The 23,842-nt window shown below is 70.8% G+C and carries 3 protein-coding genes; all 3 read right to left on the bottom strand.

What is annotated here, in order from left to right:
- Positions 1 to 73: 73 nt before the first annotated feature.
- From FOH10_RS04755 to FOH10_RS04745, 3 genes are read right to left on the bottom strand one after another with little or no spacing between them, the layout of a single operon-like run.
- Positions 74 to 547 (bottom strand): fasciclin domain-containing protein, encoded by a 474-nt coding sequence (locus FOH10_RS04755; RefSeq protein WP_143979773.1) that lies wholly within the window; start codon positions 545 to 547, stop codon positions 74 to 76.
- Positions 534 to 758 carry an MbtH family protein gene (locus FOH10_RS04750; protein ID WP_143979772.1) on the bottom strand — a complete coding sequence of 75 codons (225 nt, stop codon included), beginning with the start codon at positions 756 to 758 and terminating at the stop codon, positions 534 to 536. Before FOH10_RS04750 ends, FOH10_RS04755 begins: the two co-directional genes overlap by 14 nt.
- The gene (locus tag FOH10_RS04745; RefSeq protein ID WP_143979771.1) at positions 755 to 23,842 is read right to left on the bottom strand and encodes a non-ribosomal peptide synthetase; all 23,088 of its coding nucleotides are present in this window, start codon (positions 23,840 to 23,842) and stop codon (positions 755 to 757) included. The genes FOH10_RS04750 and FOH10_RS04745 overlap by 4 nt, the downstream gene beginning before the upstream one ends.

Raw genomic sequence — 23,842 nt, 5'->3', positions numbered from 1 at the left:
CAGGTGACCCGGATCACGTCAGCGCGATGTCGCGGAGCGTTGTCTCCCATCCTCGGTGCCGCCGCGGGCGCGGTCACGGCGGCGGGGTGAGCACCCTGTCGATCACGTAGACGGTGGCGTCGGCCGTTCGGAAACCACCACGCAGCACCGTCGCGCCGTTGACCTCGAGACCGTGCGTACCTCGCGTGACAGTCAATTCGCGGCCCGCGAGGGTGGGATAGCTGCCCTCGAGCATTTCGGGCGGCAGGCCGATCGGAACCGTGTGATAGGCGATGATCCTCAGCAGGGCGGCGCGGTCGGCGCGCAACCATCTCGTCGTCCCCGCATCGAGCGCGCGGAACGCGCCCGCCACCGGCATGAAGACGGTGAAACTCGGGTCGGCACGAGCATGGCCGTGCGGTAGCCGGTCGGGGGTCCGATATTCCGTTCGAACCTGTCCCGTCCCCGCCACCACGACGGCCACGGCCGCGGCGATCAGCGTCGACCGCCACCACCGGGATACGGGCAGCGCCGATCGCGACCGCCGTTGATCACTAGCCGCGCCCATCACCCCCCATGGCCGCGATCAGACTGTTCGGACGCATATCGGTCCAGTGCAGCTCCACGTAATCGAGGCAGTCGCGGCGGCTGCCCTCGTGGACGACCTGCCATCCCTCGGGGATCGGCGCGAAGTCGGGCCACAGCGAGTACTGCCCTTCGGCGTTGCGCAGCACCGAGAACTCGCCCTCGTCGTTGTCGAACGGATTGGTGTCGCTCATCGTGCATTCCCTTCTGTCGGTACTTCTTCCGTCGCTGCATCGTTCAGATGACTCCGCACTACCGGACCGATCTCGCCCAGTGCCGGGGGCGAGCCCATATCGACGTGCGACCATGCGGTGACGTGCTCGTCGACCGCACCGCGCACCACCCGCCGCCACGGGGCGGCACCACCGGCCGGGGCCGGGGCCCGGGTGGGCTCCGCGGGCGGAACCGGTTCGGTGGCCGTGAAGTACAGCAGATCGCCGTCGTAGACGCCGGGGCGATACCGGTGGCCCATGGCCGTCCCCGCCAGGTACCCCGCGTACATCCGCTCCACCCGCTCGGGATCGATGGAGCCGAGCGGGCCCTGCCGTTCGCGCAGCAGTCGCGCGGCATGCTGCGGAGTGATGTGACGCGTCGCCAGGCTCTCGTCCCCCAGTAGCGCGGCCAGCAGTTCGCCCGCACTGGGATCGGTGGGTTCGGGCGCGTCGGCCAGCACCCGGCTGTCGAGCAGGGCGAGCACACCCACCTGTGCACCCGCCGCGCGGAGCTGCACCGCCATCTCATAGGCGATCAATCCGCCCAGTGACCAGCCGAGCAGGTGATAGGGGCCGTGCGGACGCACCGCGCGCAGTTCACGGATATAGCGTTGGGCCAGTTCTTCGATGGAGTCGATGCCGACGCCGTCCTCGGTGAGATGCGGCAGTTGCAGGCCGTACACCGGCCGCTCCGGTTCGACGTGCGGCAGCAGGGCCGCATAGTTCCAGGCCACGCCGCTGACCGAATGGACGCAGAACAGCGGCGGCAGCGTGCCGCGCGCTCGCAACGGCAGCAGTGGATCCAGCGCGGCCGCGACGGCATCGACAGGACCGCCCCGGTCGGCGACATATGCGGCAATCCCGGCCGGTGTGGGATCCAGGAAGAGGGCCTGCATGGGAATCCGCGCACCATGGGTGTCCCCGAGCTCCGCCACCAGCCGGGTGGCGAGCAGGGAGTTGCCGCCCAGTTCGAAGAAGTTGTCGTCGGCTCCCACCGTGTCCGACCCCAGGACGGTGGCGAAGACGGCGCACACCCGAGCTTCCAGTGGGCTGCCCGGCTCACGATAACCGGCGCTCGCGAGGAGCACCGGTTCCGGCAGCGCCGCACGGTCGATCTTGCCCGCGGGCGTTCGCGGCAGCTCCGCCAGCACCGTGATGGCCTGCGGCACCATGTATCCCGGCACCTTGGCGGCGACATGGCGGCGCAGCTCCGCCGCCGTCGGGTGGGCGCCGGGCGCACAACCCACATAGGAGGCCAGGATCGTCGTGCCGCCCGGCAGGTCGTAGCCGATGGTAATGACGGCGGCCACCTCCGGATGGGTGGCGAGGACGGCGTCGATCTCACCGAACTCGATACGGAAGCCGCGAATCTTCACCTGATGATCGGTGCGACCGAGATACTCGAGTTCCCAACGGCCCTCGAGCCGCAGCCAACGCACCAGATCACCGGTGCGGTACATGCGGGTGCCGGGCGCTCCGAACGGATCGGCGACGAATCGCGCCGCCGTCAGTCCGGGTCGCCGGTGATACCCGCGTGCCAGAGCGTTTCCGGCCAGGTACAGCTCCCCCGGCACGCCCATCGGCACCGGATGCAACCGGTCGTCCAGCACCACGACGGCGAACCCCCGCAGCGGCCCTCCGATCGTGATCGGCGCACCGGGCAGCAACGGGGCGCTCACGGTCGCCGCCACGGTTGCCTCCGATGGCCCGTAGGCGTTCAGCATGGTGCGGCGGGACGCGGTGGTGTCGTCCACCCACCGCCGCACCAGTTCCGGATCGGTGCGGTCCCCGCCGACCATGACGAACCCGAGCTGGTCGAGACCCGTGGCGTCGACGGTGGACAGCGCTGCCGGCGTGCTGAAAGCGTGCGTTATCGCGTTGGTGCGCAACAACTCTCGCAGCTCGTCACCACCGTATACCGAGGGATCGGCGAGGACCAGCGTCGCGGCCGAGCCGAGTGCGAGCAACACCTCCAGGATGGCGGCGTCGAAACTGGGGGAGGCGAAGTGCAGTACCCGTGATTCGGCGGTCACCCCGCCGCGTGCGGCCAACTCGGCGGTGAAGTCGGCGATACCCGCGTGCGTCACACACACGCCCTTGGGCACGCCGGTCGATCCGGAGGTGTAGACCAGATACGCGGGGTGGTCGAGCCGCGGCCAACCGCCGGGCTCGGCGACTCGCACCGGCGCGTCCGAATACGTCCGCACCTCGGCCGCGAAGCCGGGGTCGTCGAGCACCAGCCACCGACTCCCGTCGGGCAGGGCGTCGCGACAGTGGGCGACGGTGAGGCCGATCCGCGCGTCCGCGTCCGACACCATGTGCCGGATGCGCTCGGCCGGGTAGGACGGATCGACGGGCACGAAGGCGGCTCCGGTCTTGATCACCGCCACCATGGCCCGCACCGATTCGACGGATCGTGGGATACCCAGCGCCACATACGATTCCGGGCCGATGCCGAGTTCCAGCAGTACCCGGGCCAGCCGGTTGGTGGCACGGTCGAGTTGGTCGTAGCTCATCTGGATCTCGTGATCGCGGACCGCGACGGTGTCGGCACCCGCGGCAACGGCGGCGGCGAAGAGCGCGGGGAACGACGCCGCACCGGTCGACGCCGCACCGCGCACGGGTGCGAGCACACGCCGCTCCCGTACGTCGAGCAGATCCACGTCCCCGACCAGGGTGTCGGGTTGTGCGACGACGGCGGCCAGGATTCGCCGGAACCGCTCACACAGCTCGCGAACGGTGTCGCGGTCGAACAGATCCTCGGCGTAGGTGACGCACAGCTCGATGCCGCCCGGACCACCCCCGTCCGTTCGCGTCTCCGTGAGGGTGAACTGGAGGTCGAATTTCGCCACCTCGACGCCAGGGTCTTCGGCGACGACGCTCAGCCCGTCCAGCCGCGGTGTGCCCGGCACCGTGCTGTGCACCGACAGCATCACCTGGAACAGCGGGTGGTACGCGGCGGACCGGGTCGGTGCCAGCGCCTCCACCAGACGTTCGAAGGGTATGTCGGCGTGCGCGAAGGCATCCAGATCGGTTTCACGCACCGAGTGCAGCAGATCGGCGAAGGATCGGTCGGGCGGCACCGCCGTGCGTAGCACGAGCGTGCCCACGAACATCCCGACCAGAGGCTCGAGCCTCGGATCGACGCGACCGCCGATGGGCGTGCCCACCGAGATGTCGGTGACACCGGCGAGGCGGCTCAGCAGCACCGCCGTGACGGCGTGCAGCACCATGAAAACGCTGACACCGCTGCGATGCGCCAGATCGGTCAGGGCATCGTGCAATTCCGCGTCGATCCGAGCGGCCACGGACGCGCCTCGGTGCGAGGGTACGGCCGGGCGTGGCCGATCACTCGGCAACGCCAGGCATTCCGCCGCACCGGCAAGTCGCTCGGACCAGTAGGCCAACTGGCGTGCGGCCGGGCTCTCCGGATCCTGCTCACTGCCCAGCGTCTCGTGCTGCCACAGACTGAAGTCGGCGTATTGCACCGGCAGCGGCGGCCATTCGGGTGCGCTGCCCACGCTGCGGGCCGCGTAGGCGGCGGTCAGATCCGCCGCCAGCGGTCCGACCGAGCCGCCGTCGGCGGCAATGTGGTGCAAGACCAGCACCAGCACATGTTCGACTGCCGTGAGCCGAAGCAACCGCGCGCGAATCGGTATCTCCCGGCTGATGTCGAATCCATCGGCGGCACAGCGGCGCACGTGGTCGGACACCTCACCCTCGGTGCTGTCGACGATCGGAACCGGGGGCGTGGCGTCGGGAACCGGCACCTGATGCGGTCCCTCCGCGTCCGCCGGGAACACCGTGTGCAGCACCTCGTGGCGCGCCACCACATCGGCGACCGCCCGGCACAGCGCCGTCTCGTCCAACGACCCCCGTAGCCGCAGCACCAGCGGCACGTTGTACGCCCCGGAGCCGGTGTCGAAGCGGTTGAGCAGCCACAGCCGCTGCTGCGCCGGTGACAGCGGCACCCGCGCCGGGCGGGTCCGCGCCACCAGTTCGGGACCGCGGCCACCGCTGTCGGCGTGATCGAGCACTGCGCCCAACCCGGCCGGGGTGGGATTCTCGAATACCGCCCGCACCTCGAGACGGCACCCGGAGGCCGCCGCGATCCGCGCCACCAGCTGGGTGGCCGAGAGCGAGTTGCCGCCCAGCTCGAAGAAGTTGTGCTCGGCCAGAACTCGCTCCTGCCCGATTACCTCGGCCATCGCGGCGGCCACCACCCGCTCGCCGTCGGTGCGTGGCTCGCGCCCGCCGTCGGACCTCGTCCAGCTCGGTTCAGGCAGCGCCCGCCGGTCCAGTTTTCCGTTGGGCGACAACGGGATCGAGTCCAGCACCAGGAACAGGGCGGGCACCATGTGCGCCGGGAGCCGTACTGCGGCCGCGGCACGGAGGGCACCGGTGTCGAGGGTCCGATCGTCCAGCGCGACCACGTAGCACACCAGCTGCGCCCGACCTGCGGCATCGTAGCGAATATCCGTGTGCGCGAATCGGACTCCCTCGCAGCCCGCGACGACCGCGGTGATCTCGCCGAGTTCGATTCGGAAGCCGCGCACCTTGACCTGATCATCGGCGCGGCCGACGAAGACGAGTTCGCCGTCGGCGTTCCAGCGCACCAGGTCACCGGTGCGGTACATACGCGCACCGGGACCCCCGGACGGGTCCGCGACGAATCGTTCGGCGGTCAGCACCGGTCGGCGGTGATAGCCGCGCGCCACACCGATGCCGCCGACATAGAGTTCCCCGACCACGCCCAGCGGCACCGGGCGCATCCGCCCGTCCAGCACCATCGCGGTCACACCGCGGATCGGACGACCCAGGGCGATCGGCCGCTCGGGGTGCATCGGCGCGGAGAAGGTGGTGGCGATGGTCGCCTCGGAGGGCCCGTAGCCGTTCACCATGGCCCGGCCACCTCCCCACTGCTCCACCAGCTCCCGGTCGAACGCCTCGCCACCGACCACCAGGGTGCGCAGCCGAGGCAGCGGCCAGCGCTCGGTGTCGATGGTCGCGAGGACGGCCGGCGTGATCACGGCGTGGGTCACCGCCCGGGTCTCGAGCAGCTCGGCCAGCGCGTCGCCGCCGTAGACGTCGGTCCCGGCGATGACCATGGTCGCGCCCGCGCACCAGGCGAGCAGCAGTTCCAGCACGGACACGTCGAAGCTGGGCGAGGCCAGGTGCAGGGTGCGCGAGCCGCGGTCCACGCCGAAGCGAACCCGTTGCACCTCGGCGCAGTTGAACAGGCCGCGGTGGGTCACGGCCACGCCCTTGGGCAGGCCGGTCGAACCCGACGTGTAGATCACGTACGCGATCTCGTCGAGACGCAGCGGTCCCCTGCGTTCCCCCTCGTCGATCGCGCCGGCCGGCCACTCCGACGCGGTGTCGACCGGCAGCCACTCCACTCCGAGATCCCCGGGCAACGCGGCCCGGTCCGCATCGACGGTGAGGCCGCAGCGCACCGCGGAATCGGTCAGCATGTGCCGGATACGGTCCACCGGATGGCGCACGTCCACGGGCAGGAAGGCCGCGCCGGTCTTGGCGACGGCCAACGCCGCGACGACGGACTCCACCGAGCGCGCCAGGCCCAGCGCCACGACGTCGCCGGGTCCGACACCGGCCGCGATGAGCCTGCGGGCCAACCGGTTCGACCAGGTGTCGAGCTCGCTGTAGCTCACCGTGCGGGCATCCGCGACGAGCGCCGGATGGGTGGTGTCCACGGCGCGGGCGAACATTTCGGGCAGGACGATCGGCGACGCGGCGGGCGCGCCGCGACCGGGTGCGAGCACCGAACGCTCCCAGGCGCTGAGCAGATCGATATCGCCGACCGGGGCGTGTGGATCGTCGAGCACGCCCTCGAGCAACCGGACGAAGCGGCGGCTCAGGCGGTCCGCCGTGGTGGCGTCGAACAGATCGGTGGCGTAGGTGAGGTTCAACTCGATGCCGTCCGGATCCCCGTGTGGTGTCCGCGTTTCGGTGCAGGTGAATTGGAGATCGCACTTCGCCAGGCCCGGATCGACGGGCAGGCCCGAGACCTCCAGTTCCGGCAGCCGCACCGTGGGCACGCCCACGTTGGTGAGCGACAGGCTCACCTGGAACAGCGGATGGTGTGCGGTCGAGCGAACCGGGTTGAGCAGCTCCACCAGTCGTTCGAAGGGCAGGTCGGCGTAGGCGAAGGCGTCGAGATCGGTATCGCGTACGGCCGCCAGCACCGTGGGGAAATCGGCCGCGCCGTCGATCCGGGTGCGCAGGACCAGCGTGCCCACGAACATGCCGATCAGATCGTCGAGCGCGGCGTCGCCGCGACCGGACACGGCCGTGCCGATTGCGATATCGCCGGTGCCACCGGTCCGGGCCATCAGCACCGCCAGCACCGCGTGCAACACCATGAAGACACTCGCATCGTGCGCCCGGGCGATATCGGTGACGCGGGCGTGCAGCCGCGCGTCCACCCGTACCGACGTCGTGGCACCGCGGTGGGTGGCCACTGCCGGACGCGGGCGGTCGGCGGGCAGCTCCAGGCATTCGGGCAGCTCGGCCAGCCGCTCGGTCCAGTACCGCACCTGCGCCGCCGCGACGCTGTTCGGATCGTCCTCGCTGCCCAGCGCCTCCCGTTGCCACAGGCTGTAATCCGCGTACTGCACCGGCAGCGACGACCACTCGGGGGCACGGTCGGCGCGGCGCGCCTCGTAGGCCGCCACCAGGTCGGCGGCCAGCGGGGTCAGCGACCACCCGTCCGCGGCGATGTGATGGACCACGAGCACCAGCGCGTGGTCGTCGCGACCGACCCGGAGCAGCGCGGCCCGCAGCGGCGGTGCCGCACCCAGATCGAATCCGGTGCGCGCCACCTCGACCGCGTCGTCGACCATCGTGCGTGCGCTGGAGACGACGCGCACGAACGGAATCGGGGTGTCCGGCGGCAGGATCACCTGATGCGGTCCCTCGGCATCCTCCGGGAAGATCGTGCGCAGTATCTCGTGCCGAGCGGCCACATCGGCGACGGCATGCCGCAGCGCGTCGATGTCCAGACGCCCGAGCAGGCGCAGACCAACCGGAATGTTGTAGGCCCCGGAACCGGGCTCGAAGCGGTTGAGGAACCACAGGCGCAGTTGCGCCGAGGACAGCGGCACCCGTGCGGGCCGCGGTCGGGCTTGCAGCGCCGGGCGGGCCGGATGCGGATCGGATGCCGAATCGTCCAGTAGCGCGGCCAGTTCCGCGGGTGTCGGATGGTCGAACACCGCACGCACCGCGAGCTGCCGACCACCGGCTGCCGCGAGGCGCGCGACCAGCTGGGTCGCCGAGAGCGAGTTGCCGCCGAGGTCGAAGAAGCCCTGATCGGCCCCGATGTCGGAGCGACCGAGCACCTCGCCCATCACCCCGGCGACCACCCGTTCGGTGGCGGTGCGCGGAGCGCGGCCGGGGGTCGCCGCGGGCCAGACCGGTTCCGGCAGCGCGCGGCGGTCCAGCTTGCCGTTGGGCGACAGCGGAATCTCGGACAGCGGCACGAACGCCGCCGGAACCATGTGCGCGGGCAGCCGGCGCGCCACCGCTTCCCGCAGACATGCCGTATCGGCGTCGGTATCGCCGTTCTCCGGCGCGACGAAGCACACGATGGCCGGTGCCCCGGCGGGATCTCGGCGTACTTCGGTGTGTGCGAAGCGAATTCCGTCGACCTGCGCCGCCACCGCGCTGATCTCTCCCGGTTCGATGCGGAAGCCCCGGATCTTCACCTGATCGTCGCCGCGGCCCAGGAACAGCAGCTCGCCGTTCTCCGTCCACCGCACCACGTCGCCGGTGCGGTACATCCGCTCCCCCGGCAGCGTGGCATAGGGGTTCGCCACGAAGCGCTGCGCGGTGAGCCCCGGGCGCAGCTGGTAGCCGCGGGCCAGACCGTCACCGGCGATGTACAGATCCCCGGTGACTCCCGGAGGGAGCGGCCGCAATCGCTGGTCCAGCACCACCACGGCGGTGCCGCGGATCGGGCGGCCCAGTACCACGGGGGCCGACTCCGACATCGGGTCCGAGATGGCGCTCATGATGGTGGTCTCGGTCGGCCCGTACCCGTTGTGCAGCGCCCGACCCGGGGCCCAGCGAGCCACCAGTTCGGCGCCTACGGCTTCACCGCCCACCACGAGGCGGTGCAGGGCGGGCAACGGCCACCGGCCGGCGTCGATGCTGGCCAGTGCCGCCGGCGTGACGAAGGCATGCGTGACCTGTTCGCGGTCGAGCAGTGCCGCCAGTTCGTCGCCGCCGTACACCTCGGGCGGCACGATCACCATGGTCGCCCCGGCACACCAGGCGAGCAGTAGTTCGAGCACCGCGGCGTCGAAGCTGGGTGACGCGAAATGCAGCGTCCGGCTGCCAGATTCCACGCCGTAGCGGGTGCGCTGCTCCAGGGCGAACCCGGCGAGACCACGGTGGGTCACCGCCACGCCCTTCGGACGGCCGGTCGAGCCGGAGGTGTAGATCAGGTACGCGACGTCGTCGATACCCGGGGATCGCACCCGGTCCGCGTCCGTGACGGCCGCCGCCGACTCGAAGCCCGCCAGCTCGGCCAGGGACAGCCAGCCGATGTCCCTCGGCAGCCGCGTATCCGTCACGGCGGCGGTCACGCCCAGACGCGCACCGGAATCGGTGAGCATATGGCTGATGCGATCGGCGGGATAGCGAACGTCGACGGGCAGGAACGCCGCCCCCGTCTTGGCGACCGCTACCGTCGCGAGCACCGATGCCGCCGAGCGGGGCAGGGCGAGGGCGACGGTGTCGCCCGGGCCGACGCCGTGGGCGAGCAGCGCTCGCGCCACCCGATTCGACCGTTCGTCCAGCTCGCCGTAGGTCGGTGCGCCGTCCGCCGCGACGACCGCGACACGGTCCCGTTCGGTGGTGGCCGCGGCGAACAGCTCCGGCAGGGTGGCCGCCACCGGCCCGGCCGGACCCCGCGCCGGAACCAGGGTGGCGCGCTCCGGTACCGACAGCAGGTCCAGATCGCCGACCGGTTTGCGCGGCCGCCTGCTGACCTGGGCCAGCAGCCGCAGGAATCGGCCCGCCAGCCGCTCGGCAGTGCCGACGTCGAAGATATCGGTGGCGTAGGTCAGCCGGATGTCGATGCCGTCCGGATCACCCTGGGCGGTATGGGTTTCGGTGAAGGTGAACTGCAGATCGAACTTCGCGATGTCGAGCGCGATCTCCTCGATCGTCACCTCGATCTCGTCGAACAGCGGTACCGCCGGGAGTGAGTCGTGGACCGACAGCATCACCTGAAACAGCGGATGGTGCGCGGTGGATCGCACCGGGTCGAGTTCTTCGACCAATCGCTCGAACGGAATGTCGCTGTGCGCGAAGGCGTCCAGATCGCGATCGCGCACCGCCGCCAACAGATCGGTGAAGGCCGTAGCGCGGTCGACCGGGGTGCGCAGGGCCAGGGTGCCCGCGAACATGCCGATCAGCGGGTGCAGCCGGGCATCGGCCCGACCGGAGATCGGCGTGCCGACCACCACGTCGTCGGTGCCCGCCAGGCGGGCCAGCAGTACCGCCAACACGGTGTGCAGCACCATGAACAGGCTCGCGTCGTGATCGCGGGCGACCCGCAACAGCGCGGTGTGCGCGGCGCCGTCCAGTCGTGCCGTGACCGCCGCGCCGTGCTGGTTCCGCACGGCCGGACGCGGCCGGTCTGCGGGCAGCTCGAGGCATTCGGCCAGCCCCGACAGCGTGTCGCGCCAGTAGCGCAGCTGCCGGGCGGCGACGCTGTCCCCGTCCTCCTCATCACCCAGCAGCGCCCGCTGCCAGATGCTGAAATCCGCGTATTGCACCGCCAATTCGGGCCATGTCGGTGCGTGACCGTTCCGCCGGGCCTCGTAGGCCACGGCCAGATCACCCGCCAGCGGCGCGATCGAGCCGCCGTCGGCGGCGATGTGGTGCACGACCACCACCAGCAGCCGATCGTCGTCGACCCGCAGCAGCTCGGCGCGCAGCGGTAACTCGGTGACCAGGTCGAATCCCGTGACCGCCAGCGCGCGCAGCCGCGCCGCCAGATCGTCGGCGGCGCAGTCGAGCACGGGCACCGGGAACTCCAGCCCGTCCGCGGCCAGCACCACCTGATGTGGTCCGGTCGCGTCCTGCGGAAACACCGTACGCAGCGCCTCGTGCCGAACCACCACATCGCGCAGTGCCGCACGCAGTGCGTCCACGTCGACCGGACCGTGCAGCCGCAGCGCCATGGGGATGTTGTAGGCGCCGGAATCGGTGTCGAATCGGTTGAGGAACCACAGCCGCTGCTGGGCCGGGGACAACGGCACCCGATCCGGTCGGGGCCCGCGTTCCAGCCGCGGCAGCGCGGTGTCGCCCCGCGTCAACCGCTCGTCGACGAGCTGAGCCAGGCGTTCCGGGGTGGGATGCTCGAAGACCGCGCGTACGCCGAGTTGCCGGCCGGTCGCGGTGGCGAGCCGCGCGACCAGTCGGGTCGCCGTGAGCGAGGTGCCGCCGAGTTCGAAGAAGTCCTGGTCGGCGTGGACGCGCTCCCGGCCGGTGATCTCGGCCATGGCCGCCGCCACCAGAATCTCGCTGGGCGTCTCGGGCTCGCGGCTGCCCTCGACCGCCTCCCAGTCGGGTTCGGGCAGGGCGCGCCGATCCAGTTTGCCGCTGGGCGAGAGGGGTACCTCGGCGAGCGGAACCACGGCGGCGGGCACCATATAGCCGGGCAACCGAGCCGCGGCCTGGCTACGCACCGCTCGCACGTCCACCGGCTCCGTCGTGGTGACATAGGCGACCAGCCGGGGCGTACCGGCTCGGTCGTGGCGAACCTCGGTGTGGGCGAACCCGATTCCCGCGATCGCCGCCACCACGGAACTGATCTCGCCGAGTTCGATGCGGAAACCGCGAATCTTCACCTGGTCGTCGCCTCGGCCCACGAAGACCAGATCCCCCGCGGCGGTCCACCGCACCAGGTCGCCCGTGCGGTACATCCGCTCCCCCGGGTGCGCGGCGAACGGATTCGCCACGAAACGCTCCGCCGTGAGCGCCGGGCGCTCCAGGTAGCCGCGCGCCAGGCCCGCACCCGCCACGTACAGCTCCCCCGCCACACCGACCGGCACCGGTCGCAGCCGGGTGTCCAGCACGGCGACCGCGACACCGCGGATCGGACGACCGAGCACGACCGGCTCATCGGTCGGCAGGGCCGACGAGATCACCGGTGCCACTGTGGCTTCCGAGGGCCCGTAGGCGTTGAACATGGCGCGGTGCGCGGCCCAGCGGGACACCAGGTCGGCGCCCACCGCCTCGCCGCCGACAATGAGACAGCGCAGTGCGGGCAGACGCCAGCGGGCCGCGTCGATGCTCGCCAGCGCCGCGGGGGTGATGAACGCGTGCGTCACCGCCTGGTTCTTGAGCAGCGTCGCCAGTTCGTCGCCGCCGTAGCTGTCGGCGGGAGCCACCACCATGGTCGCGCCCGCGCACCACGCCAGCAACAGTTCCAGCACCGAGGCGTCGAAGCTGGGCGATGCGAAATGCAGGGTGCGACTCGTGGATTCGACGCCGTAGCGGGCGCGCTGCTCCAGGGCGAATCCGGCCAGTCCGCGATGCGGCACGGCCACGCCCTTGGGCACGCCGGTCGAGCCCGAGGTGTAGATGACATAGGCGATGTCGTCGACGTGCACGCCGCGCAGCCGATCAGAATCCGTGACGGGGGCCGATGATTCGGACTCCGCGATGATGTCGGCGGGCAGCCAGGAGATCGCGGGTTCGGTGGGCAACCGGTCCCGATCCGCCGCGGTCGTCACCCCCAGCCGCGCCCCGGAGTCGGTGAGCATGTGCTGGATTCGCTCGGCCGGGTGCCGCACGTCGACTGGAAGATAGGCCGCGCCGGTCTTGGCGACCGCCACGGTGGCCACCACCGACTCGACCGATCGCGCCATGCCCAGCGCGACCACCGCGCCCGGACCCGCGCCATGCGCGATGAGTATGCGCGCCAGCCGATTCGACCACTCGTCGAGCTCCCGATAGGTCAGCGTGCGGTCCGCGCAGACCAGAGCCACTCGATCCGGGTCGGCCGCAGCCAGGGCGAAGAGCTCCGGCAGGGTGAGCACGATATCCGACACCGGGCCGGACACCGGGGACAGGGCGCGTGCCTCCTCCACGGTGAGGATGTCCAGCACGCCCACCGTCACATCCGGATCGGCGATGACGGCGTCGAGTACGCGCAGCAGGCGACGGCCGAGCCCGGCCGCGGTGGTCTCGTCGAACAGATCGGTGGCATAGGTCAGGCACAGTTCCAGCCCGCCGTCGGCATCGGCACCGAAGGCGAATTGCAGATCGAACTTGGCCACGGTCGGCTGGACCCGCAGCACCGAGACGTCGAGTCCGGGCAGCCGGGGCGCGGCGGGCACGAAATCGTCCAGCGACAGGCTCACCTGGAACAACGGGTGGTAGGCGGTGGAGCGCATCGGATTCAGGGCCTCCACCAGCTGCTCGAACGGCAGGTCGGCGTGGGCGAAGGCCTCCAGGTCGGTCTCGCGTACCGTCCGCAGCAGCTCGTGGAAGGCCCGGTCGCACTCCACCGCCGTGCGCAGCACCAGGGTGCCGACGAACGCACCGACCAGCCCCTCGAGTTCGGGTTCGGTACGACCGGCGACCGCGGTGCCGATGGCGATATCGGAGCCGCCGCCGAGGCGGGACAGCAGCAGCGCGACGGCCGCGTGCAGCACCATGAATTCGGTGACATCGTGGGCGCGCGCGAAATCACGCAGCCGCGTGCCGGTTTCGGCGGCCGCGGACAGCCGCACCGCCGCGCCGCGATGGGACGCCACCGCCGGACGCGGGCGATCGGTCGGCAACTCCAGGCAGTCCGGCAGCCCGGCCAACCGCGAGCGCCAGTACCGCAGCTGACGACCGGCCACGCTGTCCGGATCGTGTTCATCACCGAGCAGCTCGGCCTGCCACACCGCGAAATCGCGGAACTGCACGGGCAGCGGCGGCCACTCCGGGGCTTGTCCGGCCCGGCGCGCCGCGTAGGCCGTCAGGAGGTCGGTCAGGAGTGGAGCCAGCGACCAACCGTCCATGGCGATGTGGTGAATGGTGAGCGCGAGGGTGAAGTCGGCGTCTCCGCTGCGCATCAGCTCGGCCCGCAGCGGCAGCTCGGTGGTGAGGTCGAAACCGGGCTCGGCGAAGGCCTCCACATCGTATTCGACCTCGAGCGGCGACACCTCCATGCGGGTCAACGGCATCGGCACGTCGTGGGCGGGAATCACCACCTGGTGCGGTCCGTGCTCGTCCTGCGGATAGAGCGTGCGCAGAATCTCGTGCCGAGTGATCACATCGAGCAGCGCCGCCCGCAGCGCCGCCTCGTCCAGCGGGCCGCGCAGTCGCAGCGCCGCCGGGATGTTGTACACGCCCGAGTCGGTGTCGAGCTGATTGAGGAACCACAGCCGCTGCTGTGCCGAGGACAGCGGAACGCGGGCGAGCGCGGTACCCGGACGCAGCCGCGGGCGGAGCGACACCGCCTCGTCCACGGCGCCGTCCAGGATGCGGGCCAGTCCTTCGGGGGTCGGATGGTCGAACACCTCGCGTACGGCGAGCCGGTGCCCGTGCGCGGCGGCGATCCGGGAAACCAGCAGCGTGGCCGACAATGAATCGCCGCCGAGATCGAAGAAGCCGTGATCGGCGCAGACCATCTCCCGGCCGAGGATGCGCGCCATCTCCGCGGCCACCAGCTCCTCGGCCGGGGTCGCGGGTGCGCGCCCGCGGTCCTCGGCCTCCCATGCCGGTTCCGGCAGCGCGCGGCGGTCCAGTTTGCCGCTGGGCGACAGCGGCACCGAGGCCAGGGGGACGATCGCCGAGGGCACCATGTGGGCGGGCAGACAGGCCGCGGCGTGCGCACGCACCGCCCGCGGGTCCACCGCATCGGCTCCCTCGCCGAGTACGTAGCAGACGATCCGCGCCCGACCACCGTCGTCCGCGCGAAGCTCGGTGTGCGCGAAGCGAACTCCCGCACATCCCGTGACGACGGCGTTGATCTCGCCGAGTTCCACGCGGAATCCACGCAACTTCACCTGATCGTCGGCGCGGCCGACGAACACCAGTTCGCCGCCCGCGCTCCAGCGCACCAGGTCACCGGTGCGGTACATCCGTTCGCCGGGACCGCCGTAGGGGTCGGCCACGAAACGGGTCGCCGTCACCTCGACACGACCCCGATAGCCGCGTGCCAGTCCCGCACCGCTGAGGTACAGCTCGCCGACGACCCCGAGCGGGACCGGGCGCAGGCGGCGATCGAGTACGGCCAGCCCGGCACCACGGATCGGGCCGCCGAGGACGATCCGCTCCCCGGGTACGAGCGCGGCGGAGACGACCGCGGCGATGGTGGACTCGGACGGCCCGTAGGCGTTGAACATGGTTCGGTCCCGCCCCCAGCGCCGCACCAGTTCGGCACTGACGGCTTCGCCGCCGACGATGAGACAGCGCAGACCGAGCAGTGGCCAGCGCCGTGCATCGACGGTGGCGAGTGCACCGGGCGTCAGGAAGGCGTGGCTGATCCGTTCTCGCTCCAGCAGTTCGGCGAGTTCTTCACCGCCGTACAGCTCGGGCGGCGCGATCACCACGGTCGCGCCCGCCCCCCAGGCCAACAACAGCTCGAGCACCGAGGCGTCGAAGCTCGGCGAGGCGAAATGCAGTGTTCGGGACTCGGATTCGACGCCGAACCGCTCGGCCATGGTGCGGGTGAAATTCGCCAGCCCGGTGTGTGTGACCGCGACGCCCTTGGGTGTACCGGTCGACCCGGAGGTGTAGATCAGATAGGCCGTATGCGAAATGTGCTGTGGGGCCGTCCGATCCGCGTCCGTGATCGGGTCGTCCGAACGGCGTGCCAGGTCGCCGGTCACCGCCGCGTCGTCGAGGACCAGCCAATCGACCGCGCCGTCGGGGAGTTCCCCGCGGTGCCCGGCGACGGTAAGTCCCACCCGGACATCCGAGTCGGTGAGCATGTGCCGCTTGCGCGGCATCGGGTAGTTCGGGTCGACCGGCAGGAACGCCGCGCCCGTCTTGGTCACCGCCACCAGCGCGTACACGGACTCTATCGAGCGGGACAGAGCAAGCGCGACAGTGCTTTCCGGTCCGACACCGGAGCCGATGAGGAGCCGGGCGAGTCGGTTCGAGATCCGGTCCAGCTCACCGTAGCTCAGCTCCCGCGCACCGGCTCGAACGCCGGGGCGGGCCGGGTCGATGGCGGCCGCGGCGGTGAAGATCTCGGCCAGCGTCCGCACCGGCGCGGCCGCCGCGCCGAGTACCGGTGTCAGGGCATGGGTTTCCTCGGCGGTGAGCAGCGGCAGCTCCCCTACGGGCAGTTCCGGTTCGATCGCCGCGACGGTGAGCAGCCGGATGAAACGCTCGACGAGGCGACGTGCGGTCTCGGGGGCGAACAGATCCGTGGCGTAGGTCAACTCGAGATCGATGCCCGCCGGGTCGCCTGTGGCGGTATGCCTTTCGACGAGGGTGAACTGAAGATCCCACCGGGCGGCTGCGGTGTCGAGTGCTGTCGCGGTCGCACGCAACCCCGGCATTTCCACCGTGTCGGCCACCGCGCTGTGTACGGACAGCATCACCTGGAACAGCGGGTGATGCGCCGCCGACCGGACCGGGGCCAGTGCCTCGACCAGCCGCTCGAACGGCAGATCGGCATGGGCGAAGGCGTCCAGATCCGTATCGCGCACGGTGTCCAGCAGTGCGGCGAACGGCGCGGCGGTGTCCACGGGCGTGCGCAGCACCAGGGTGCCCACGAACATGCCGATCAGGTCGTCGAGGCGGGGATCGGTGCGCCCCGCCACCGGTGTGCCGACGGCCACGTCGTCGGTGGCGGCGAGCCGAGCCAGCAGCGCGGCCAGGGCCGCGTGCAGCACCATGAAGACGCTCACGCTCCGACTACGTGCCATCGCCGCCACCTCGGCATGCGTATGTGCCTCGAGCCGGGTGCGGACCGTCGCCCCGCACTGGGACGCCACCGGCGGCCGCGGCCGGTCGGTGGGCAGGTCCAGGCATTCGGGCAGCTCCGCGAGGCGTGCCCGCCAATGGGCGAGCTGACGCGCGGCCAGGCTGTCGGGATCGTCCGGGTCGCCCAGCGAATCCTGCTGCCACACCGCATAATCCGCGTACTGGATCGGCAGTGGCGGCCGGTGCGGCGCGACACCGGAGAGCCGGGCGCGGTAGGCCGCCACCAGATCCGCGGCCAGCGGCGTCAGCGACCAGCCGTCGGCGGCGATGTGGTGCACGACGACCACGAGCAGGTGCTCCTCCGGCGCGAGACGCAGCAGGCCCACGCGTATCGGCGTCTCGGCCGTCAGATCGAATCCGGCCGCGGCGAATTCTCGTGCGTCGGCGTCGGCGGTGTCGGGGGTGGACGCGATCCGCGCGACGGGCACCGCGCAGATCGGCCGCACCACCTGGTGCGGTCCCTCGGCATCCTCCGGGAACACCGTTCGCAGTACCTCGTGGCGAGCAACCACATCGGTAACGGCGGATTCCAGCGCAGGGTCCGTCAACCGGCCCGACAACCGCAGGCCGACGGCGATGTTGTACGCACCCGATGCGGCGTCCAGTCGGTTCAGGAACCACAGCCGTCGCTGCGCCGACGACAGCGGAATCCGACCCGGCCGCTGCCCCGCCGTCAGGGCCGGGCGGCCGCCGCTGCCCGCGGCCGTCTCCAACCGTGCGGCCAGCCGCGCCACCGTCGGCGCGTCGAACAGCGCCCTGACCTCGACCGCCGTCTCGAGCGATCGGCTCAGGCGGGCAGCGACCTTCGTCGCGAGCAGGGAGTTGCCGCCGCGGGCGAAGAAATCGTCGTCCAGACCGATTCGCTCCACCCCGAGCACCTCGGCGAAGACCGCCGCCACCAGCCGCTCCGCCCGGCTCAGCGGTGCGCGGTAGCGAGCGGGGGCGAAGACCGGGTCCGGCAGCGCCGCGCGGTCCACCTTGCCGGTGGCGGTCACCGGCAGCGCGTCCAGCACCACGAGCGCCGCGGGCACCATGTAGGCGGGCAGCAGGGCGGCCAGGCGGGCCCGCACGGTCTCGGGGTCCGGGGTGTGGCCCGGTTCGGGTGCGAGGTAGGCGACCAGCCGGTCACCGCCGTCGGCATCCGGACGGGTGACGACGACCGTGGCGGCGATGCCCTCCTGAGCGAGCAGCGCGGCCTCGATATCACCCAGCTCGATCCGGAACCCCCGGATCTTGACCTGAAAGTCGGTGCGCCCGTGGTACTCCAGCTCTCCGGTCGTGGTCCAGGCCGCGAGATCGCCGGTGCGATACATGCGTTCGCCCGGGGCGGCGAACAGGTTGGGCACGAATCGTTCCGCGGTCAGCGCCCCCGCTCCGACATAGCCGTGCGCCAGCTGCACACCCGCGAGATAGAGTTCACCCACCACGCCGGGCGGAACCGGCCGCAGCCGTGCGTCCAGCACGTAGGCCCGGGTATTCCATTCCGGGCGGCCGATCGCGACCGTCGCGGTATCGCGGTCGTCCACCCGATGCGCGGTCACCGAGACCGCGGCCTCGGTGGGGCCGTACAGATTCCACAACTGGACGTGTGGATTGACCCGGCGGAAGCGCTGTGCCGTCGCCGCGGGCAGTGTCTCGCCGATGGCGAGTACCAGCCGCGTCGTGGCGGGCAGGTCGGCGGGCGATCCCGCCAGCAGCGCGGTCAGCAGAGACGGCACCAGATGCAATACCGACACCCGCTGTGCGCCGATGAGGGTGCGCAGATACGCCGGATCGCGATGGCCGTCCGGGGCGGCGATCACGGTGCGACCGCCGACCAGGGCCGCCGAGTACAGCTCCCATACCGACAGGTCGAAGGTCGCGGCGGTCTTCAACAACACCGTGTCATCGCTGTCGAGGCCGAATGTGGCTTGTTTCCAGAGCAATTGGTTCACCACCGCACGATGGGGTACCGCGACGCCCTTCGGGCGACCGGTGGACCCCGAGGTGAACACGATGTAGGCGGTGTGCTCCGGTCGCAACGGGGAACGCCGCTCCCCGTCGAGCACCGGGTAGGGCGGCAGTGCGGACAGGTCCAGGGCATCGATCGCCACCACCGGCACGGTGGTCGACGGCAACCCGGCGCCGTCGGCGACGGTGCTCAGCAGCACATGTGGTCCGGCGCCGCGCAGGATCCGATCGAGGCGTTCCGCAGGTTGGTCCGGGTCGATCGGAATGTACGCGCCCCCGGCCGTCAGCACCGCGTACATGCCGACCATCAGCTCCGTGGAGCGGCGCACCGCCAGCGCCACCCGCGTTTCCGGGCCCACCCCCAGTGAGATCAGGTGGCGCGCGAGGCGATTCACCCTCGCCGAGAACTCCCGGTAGGTCAGGGTCAGGGGTTCGCCCGTGCCGTGATCCGCCACCAGAGCCACGGCGGCCGGTGTCCGCGCGGCTTGCGCGGCGAAGAGCGAGGCCAGCGTCTGGCGGTCCGGCACCGCATGATCAGTGGCGTTCCACTCACGCAGAATTCGCGTCGCCTCGACGGTGCCCAGCAGATCCAGATCACCGACCGGCAGGTGCGGACGGGCGACGGCGTCGGTGAGGACGCGCGTGAAGCGCGTCGCGAGATCGGCGACCGTCGTCTCGTCGAACAGGTCGGTGGCATAGACGATGTGCCCGGCGATCCCGGTCGGCGCTCCGGTGTCGTCGTAGTGGTCGGTGAGCACCAATTGCAGATCGAACTGCGCGACACCGGTCTCGATCGCCGATCCGGACACGGTCAGCCCGGGCAGGTCGACCGTGACGGCACCCAGGTTCTGGAAAGAGAAGCCGATCTGCACCAGCGGATGCCGGGCGGTGGAGCGGACCGGATTCAATTCCTCCACCAGCCGCTCGAACGGCAACCGCGCATGCGCGAAGGCGGCCAGGTCGGCGGTTCGCTGCCGGGACAGCAGCGCCCGGAAGGACTCGCCCGGATCCAGCCGGGCGCGGAATACCACCGTATTGACGAACATGCCGATCAGAGCGTCCAACTCCCGTTCGCCGCGCCCCGCCACCGGTGTGCCCACCGCGATGTCGTCGCCGCCGGACATACGGGCCAACAGCACCGAGAACGCCGCGTGCACGACCATGAACGGTGTGGCATCGGTGTCGCGGGCCAGTCGCAGCAGTTCCGTATGGACAGCGGCATCGATCGTGACGGCAACCTTGGCGCCCCGGAACGACTGCACGGCCGGGCGCGGTCGGTCGTACGGCAGCGACAGTTCGTCGGGGAGGTCGGTCAGCTGATCGCGCCAGTAGGCGAGCTCGGCCGCGGCCGCGCTGTCGGGGTCGGTCGCGTCGCCGAGTGCCTCGCTCTGCCACACGCTGTAGTCGGCGTACTGGACCGGCAGCGGGGACCAGTCCGGGCCGTGACCGGACAGTCGCGCGGTGTACGCCGTGGAGAGGTCGGCGAGCAGCGGCGCCAGCGACCAGCCATCGGCGGCGATATGGTGGATGACGACGACAAGCACGTGCTCGTGCGCTGCGACGCGCAGTAGTTCGATGCGTAGTCCCGGCTCCACGGTCAGGTCGAAACCGACGCGGGCGATGGCACGCAGGCACGCGTCCGATTCCTCGGCGCGGACGTCGCGCACGTCGAGGCGCGGGGTGACCGCCTCCGGGGGCAGGATCAACTGCCGCGGACCGTCCGAGCCATCCGGGTATACGGTGCGCAGCGGCTCGTGACGAGCGACGAGATCGGCGACGGCCGCCCGCAGCGCGTCGCTGTCCAGCTCACCGCACATACGCATGGCGAACGGGATGTTGTAGGTGTGGGCGCGCTGGTCGAATCGGTTGATGAACCACAGGCGTTGCTGTGCCGGGGACAGCGGAATGCGCGCGGGACGCGGCCGGACCGCCAGCCGCGTGTCCCGGCCGTCGGGGTGCAGCGCCGCGACCCGCTCGGCCAGCGCGGCCACCGTGGACTCCTCGAGCACCAGCCGGATCGGCACGGTGACACCGAGCTCCGCGCCCAGACGCGCGGCCACCCGGGTGGCGCTCAGGGAATTGCCGCCCAGGGCGAAGAAGCCGTCGTCCAGGCCGACCCGCTCCACCTCGAGCACCTCGGCCAGCACCGCCGCGGTGGCTCGCTCCGCCCGGCTGACCGGGGCACGATAGGCCACCGTCACCGCGACCGGCTCGGGCAGCGCCCGGCGATCCAGCTTTCCGTTGGCCGTCAGCGGAATGGCATCGAGCGGCACGAACGCCGCGGGCACCATGTAGTCCGGGAGCCGTCGTGCCAGATCTGTGCGCAGCTCCGGGAGATCCAGCGCCACGGTCGATTCGGGTACCAGATAGGCCACGATCCGCGGATTGTCGGTCTCGTCGTGTCGCAGGATCACCGCCGCCTGGCGCACCCGGCTGTCGGCCACCAGCGCCGCCTCGATCTCACCGAGTTCGATGCGGAAACCGCGCACCTTCACCTGTTCGTCGGCCCGGCCCAGATACTCGAGTTCGCCGGCGGCGGTCCACCGCCCGAGGTCGCCCGATCGGTAGAGCCGGGTACCGGGCGGCCCGAACGGATCGGCGACGAACCGAGCGGCGGTCAGCCCCGGCTGGCCGAGGTACCCGCGTGCGAGCTGGCCGCCGCAGACATGGATTTCCCCGGCGACGCCGAGCGGCACCGGCCGTAGCCGCTTGTCCAGCAGGAGGATTCCCAATCCCGGCAGTGCCCGGCCGATGCCGCCGCCGGATGCCGCGACGTCACGGTCGAGCGCACGGTGTGTGACGTGCACCGTGGTCTCGGTGATGCCGTACATGTCGACCAGCCGCGGCGCGGTGTCGTCGTGGCGGCGGTACCAGTCGGCGAGGCGGCGCGCGTCCAGCGCCTCACCGCCGAAGACGATGTAGCGCAGCGATAGTGGTGCGGCGTCGGGATCGGAGTCGGTTCGTTCGACATCGGCGAGCTGGTGGAAGGCCGACGGCGTTTGATTGAGCACGGTGACCCGCTCGCGGCGCAGCAGAGCCAGGAAGGTCGCCGGGGATCGCGACGTCTGGTAGTCGACCACGACCAGGGTGCCGCCGGTGAGCAGCGGCCCCCACAGTTCCCAGACCGAGAAGTCGAAGGCATAGGAGTGGAACAGCGTCCATACGTCGTCGGGCCCGAACCCGAAGGCGGGCGCGGTGTTCCGAAACAGGGTCACCACATTGGCGTGCGGGATCTGCACGCCCTTCGGGCGGCCGGTCGAGCCCGAGGTGTAGATGACGTAGGCGATGTGCTGCGGGGCCAGGGTGGCCGGCCGCTCGGCGGCCGTGATCGGCGCACCGTCGGTCTCGGCCGCGTTCCAGCGCTCCAGATCGACGACCGGAAGCTCCGGAGGCAGTGTCAGGGCCGCGGTTCCGGCGGTGACGACGCAGGTCGGACGAGCATCGGAGAGCATGTAGGCGATGCGGTCGGCCGGATAGTCGGGGTCGACCGGCAGGTAACCACCGCCCGCTTTGATCACGGCCAGCAGCGCGACGACCAGCTCGGGCGAGCGGGGCAGTGCGACGGCGACCAGCGCCTCCGGACCGACGCCCCGCCGAATGAGCTCGCGTGCCAGGCGATTTACCCGATCGTCCAATTCCCGATAGGTCAGGGTGCGGCCGTCGCCGCGCACCGCCACGGCCGTGCCGTGCGCGGCGACGGCGGCGTCGAAGAGGTCGGCGAGGGTGGCGGTGGGAGCGAAGCCGCCGTCGGCGGCGACCGCCGGCGTCAACGCCCAGTCCCGCAGCACCAGCTGTCGCTCGGCGGCGCCCAGCACCGACAGCTCCGACACCCGGGTCGGCGGTGCGGCACTGAGGAAATCGGCGAGAAAGGCCAGGAAGCGCCCATGGTGCGCACGCAGTTCGTCGACGGTGTAGCGCGCCGGGTTGCCGATGAAGTCGATATGCAGCTCGCCGTCTCCGGAGCCGTTGTAGATGTTGACCGACAGATCCTCCACCGGTCCGGTCGACAGCAGATGCATGGTGGCGGCCGCGTTTCCGAAGCGAATGCCGTTGTGGAACAGCATGATATTGACCACCGGCCCGAGGAACCCACGGTCCGTACCGGCCGCGCCCCGGTCGCGGGCCATATCCTCGTGCCGATACCGCTGGTGCCGCAGCGCGTCACGAATGCCGGGATCGACCCGACCCACGAGATCCTCGATCGAGTGGTCGCCGGTGACCTCGAAGTGCAGTGGAACCACATTCGATACGTAGCCCGCCGACATCCGCAGCCCGGCGGTGGTGCGTGCGGTGACCGGCAGGCTCAGGGTGACCTCCTGACGGCCGGTGACGGCGGCCAGATACGCGACCACCCCGGCCGTCAACAATGCCGGGCGCGAAGCTCCGAAGCGCGAACGTACCGCCGCGAGTTCGGCGGTCGCGGCCGGGTCGAGCAGGCCGCCCTCGATCAACCGTTCGGCCCCCACCGGACCGTGGCGGTCGCTGAGGCTGAATTCGGAACCGATGGCGGCCAAACGTTCGCTCCAGAACTGCCGGTCCCGTTCGAACTGCTCGGAGTCCCGGTAGTCGCGTTCGGATTCGTAGATCGAATACAGGTCCCTGGCCACCGCCGGGCTCGCGGCGGTGCCGCCGATCAGCGCGGTGTAGTGTTCGGCGATCCGCGCGACCAGCAGCATCGCGCCGTAGCCGTCGATGGCGATGTGGTGCATCTTGGCGTACCACAGGTATTCGTCGTCCCCTACCCGCAGCGCGGCGGTCTCGAACAGCCGATCACCCAGGACGGGGATCGGAACGGCCGCGTCCCGTCGCATCCAGGACATCGCCGCCGCGCGTGGGTCGGCACAGGATCGGAAGTCGTGCGATACCACCTCGATCGGGCTGTCGGGACCGACCAGCTGCCGCGGTTCCCCCGCCACCTCCACAATGCGCAGCCGCAGGCTCTGCAAATCGGCAGCACACAGCCGCATGGCCCGACCGAGAACGGATGCGTCGAATTCGCCGTGGATTTCGACGTACTGGGCAACGGTCAAGGGCACCTGCGGAGCAATGTGCTGCGCGTTCCAGATCCCGATCTGAGCCTCTGACAAGGGGAAAGAGAATTCGGTGTTCGATGCGTCACGACCTGCGGGCTCCGAGGCCAAGGCGGTCAT

This window comes from Nocardia otitidiscaviarum (assembly GCF_007362295.1).
In the GTDB taxonomy this organism is placed as follows: Bacteria; Actinomycetota; Actinomycetes; order Mycobacteriales; family Mycobacteriaceae; genus Nocardia; species Nocardia otitidiscaviarum.
This window is presented reverse-complemented; position numbering and strand designations above follow the sequence as displayed.

Excerpts from the sequence above, each read along its gene's own strand:
- FOH10_RS04750 (WP_143979772.1), bottom strand. The coding sequence starts at position 758 with ATGAGCGACACCAATCCGTTCGACAACGACGAGGGCGAGTTCTCGGTG.
- FOH10_RS04745 (WP_143979771.1), bottom strand. The coding sequence starts at position 23,842 with ATGACCGCCTTGGCCTCGGAGCCCGCAGGTCGTGACGCATCGAACACC.
- FOH10_RS04755 (WP_143979773.1), bottom strand. The coding sequence starts at position 547 with ATGGGCGCGGCTAGTGATCAACGGCGGTCGCGATCGGCGCTGCCCGTA.